The organism is Luteimonas sp. A501 (genome assembly GCF_054052085.1).
In genome coordinates, this window is sequence record NZ_JBSVRI010000020.1 from 1 (window position 1) to 2,560 (window position 2,560).

General features: G+C 57.1%; 3 protein-coding genes. All 3 read right to left on the reverse strand.

Annotated elements, in window-relative coordinates:
* Positions 1-166 precede the first annotated feature (166 nt).
* Complete coding sequence (locus ACW7G5_RS14660) at positions 167-808, reverse strand: AbiU2 domain-containing protein (protein ID WP_457005736.1); 642 nt, start codon at positions 806-808, stop codon at positions 167-169.
* Positions 809-1,424: 616 nt separating this feature from the next.
* Positions 1,425-1,871 carry a hypothetical protein gene (locus tag ACW7G5_RS14665; RefSeq protein ID WP_457005738.1) on the reverse strand — a complete coding sequence of 149 codons (447 nt, stop codon included), beginning with the start codon at positions 1,869-1,871 and terminating at the stop codon, positions 1,425-1,427.
* Between the two features lie 68 nt (positions 1,872-1,939).
* On the reverse strand, positions 1,940-2,419 hold the full coding sequence (locus ACW7G5_RS14670; RefSeq protein ID WP_457005740.1) for a YcxB family protein: 480 nt from the start codon (positions 2,417-2,419) through the stop codon (positions 1,940-1,942).
* Between the last annotated feature and the right edge of the window lie 141 nt (positions 2,420-2,560).

Sequence of the window (2,560 nt, forward strand, 5' to 3'; positions counted from 1 at the left end):
GGTGCGGATATCGGCGCACTGGCTGGTCAGTTGCTCCGTCCGGGGACTGATGCAGCCAGATAGAAGGACTGTGGCGATTGCTACCGTCAAGAGCGTGCGAAGTTTCATAGTGGTCTAACGCCTGAGTTAAGCCGTGCCGCGAAGCGGCATCGGCTTGAACGAATTGTTAGGGCGCACCAGCCGCCCCGGCCTGTAGCCGTTCTAGCTTTCTCAGCTTGTGGACCAGAAGCCTGGCCCCACTCTCATCCACGAAGTCCTCGTACATGACAGTGCTGTCTCTGAAGTGCAGCTCGAGGCGGTTTTGAACAGCCCGCAACGCCGCTAGCATCTGCTCCACGAGAGCCCTGCTTATGCCGCTCAGGGGGTCGGAGCCTCGATTGCTGAGGTAGTTGTGATCCTGATGAGCAATGCGCTTGTTGCGATGTTCGCGTGCAAACTCCGCCGAGTCCAACGCCTTGTCACAAAGGGATTGAACCTCGGCCCGTAGCACGAGATCCGTTATCAACGGAGGCAGCGACTGTATTGTGAGGTTCTTGTTCTTGCCTGTTGCCGGCGGATCTGTCATCCGCGAAACCCCAAGCAAGACACTGTCCCACAGCTCGTCCTGCACGATCTTGAAGAACAGGCCAGCGGTTCGATTAAGCAAGTGAACCGTCTCCGTGTCATCTCCGAACAGCTGACGGTACTGCTGCCAAAGGACGTGGAGCTCCACAAGCTTCCGATAGAGCTCGTAGAAGCTGGCGCCTAGCTCCTCTCCCATTGAGGAGATGTATTCGGCACGTATCTCATCCATGGATCGCGTGATCATCCGGGTGCGCCCTAACGCCTGAATTAAGCCGCGCCGCGAAGCGGCGTCGGCTTGAATGAATTGTTAGGCGGCACCGCCCAACTCTCGAATAGCTTGTACAGGTTGTGCACCTCTTGAAGCGAGTCCTCCAACAGGCCACTGCGCGAGCAAGCAACATCCGGCTCCTTGTAAGGCTCCCTGCCTGACAAGTACAAAAGCATCGACGTGCCGTTACGAATTTGCCAATCACAACCTTGGCAGTTCAGCGAGTCACGCGTGGTGAAAGTTTTGCCCTTGTAGTTCGGCCCAGACCAGCTGTGGCGTGTCCTCCAACGTACAGTCCGCTGCAGATGCGAACTCTCAGGGACGGACTTGACGGAAACGGCAATAGCCGTCGCTACAACGACGGAGGAGGATTGCCTGAACGCACTCTCGGTCGACACCGGCGGGCAGAGGAAAACTGACGTTGCCCGCGACGCCTGGAGGGCTGGTAGGAGCAGTAGAAGCAGGGCTGCGAGTACTCTCATTGCCGCCTAACGCCTAAGTTAAGCCGAGACGCGTAGTGGAGCAAAGCACATGGCAAGCTGTATCTGCCATGTGCTTTGCGGAACGAAGCGGCTTCGGCTTGAACGCATTGTTAGGCCGCACCGCCAGAAAGCCTGCCCCAAGACTGCCGAAGGCCCACAAGATGGACGAGGCCGATCAGTAGGCAGATGTAAGAACTCACAACCCAGAACGTCATGCTGTTTCCGGGGAAGTGCGCCATGACCGGCACGAATGCGACGCCCCGAACAATGTAGATGGTCGTGATTGCGGAGAGAATGGCACGCCGCAACGGCAGCTGGCGAATTACACCGGCACCGGAGAGAGCGTAAGCACTCCACCCAGCAAGGACGGCAGCAATGACCAGGGTAACGACGGTGGGATACCAGTGGCCGGCCAAGTGCAGCTGTGCCATTTGCTCTCCAGCGCCCAACAGCCGAAACAGCGGAGCGCCTACTGCAAGGCACGCCAGATGCATCAGCGCCGCGATCCCGCTAAGGGCGGCGCCGACTACCAGAAGCTTGTTGGTTGGACTGGCCATGTAGTTCCTCAGCGGCCTAACGCCTGAGTTAAGCCGCGCCGCGAAGCGGCGTCGGCTTGAATAAATTGTTAGGTGCCAACCCGAGAAGCCAATGCACGAAACTCACCTGCTTGCTCCTGGCGGGAGAACCATGATTTTGGAAAGATCTCAAACATAATGTCCGAGTGGTACAGGAGGAACAATTGGTCGCTCTCTAGGAACTTGATGTAATCCGACCAAGGGCGCCTAGCGTGTCCAGTTTCTGATGAGACACTAAGGCCGTCGTTGTCCCATGAGTAGGTGTAAGTGGCACGAAGCGAGGCTTGCTGGTTGTAAATTTTCTCTGCCCTGCCGGGCAGGATGAGCTTGGATTGAACTAGCTCACCGATGAGTCCGCCAACACCAGCACCAATCAGGATGAGCCCGATCAGCATGTAGCCAACGGCGATGACGAGCACTCCAGTTGCAGCTAGAACAGCCAGCACAAGTAATTGTCGAGTTACCGCCCGCTTCCTGTGAAGTCGCAATGCGGTGAGGTAGTCTTTGGATGAGATTGCCGCGGTGATCATTTGGCACCTAACACTTGAATTAAGCCGCGCCGCGAAGCGGCGTCGGCTTGAATGACTTGTTAGGCACCTGAGCGCCTCGCCTGTACGACACGGATGACGCGCCAGGAGGCAATTACCAAGATTACTATATGCACCCCAAGA

Bases quoted from the DNA above. Each gene is read 5' to 3' on its own strand.
- ACW7G5_RS14660 (WP_457005736.1), bottom strand. From the start codon at position 808: ATGATCACGCGATCCATGGATGAGATACGTGCCGAATACATCTCCTCA.
- ACW7G5_RS14665 (WP_457005738.1), bottom strand. From the start codon at position 1,871: ATGGCCAGTCCAACCAACAAGCTTCTGGTAGTCGGCGCCGCCCTTAGC.
- ACW7G5_RS14670 (WP_457005740.1), bottom strand. From the start codon at position 2,419: ATGATCACCGCGGCAATCTCATCCAAAGACTACCTCACCGCATTGCGA.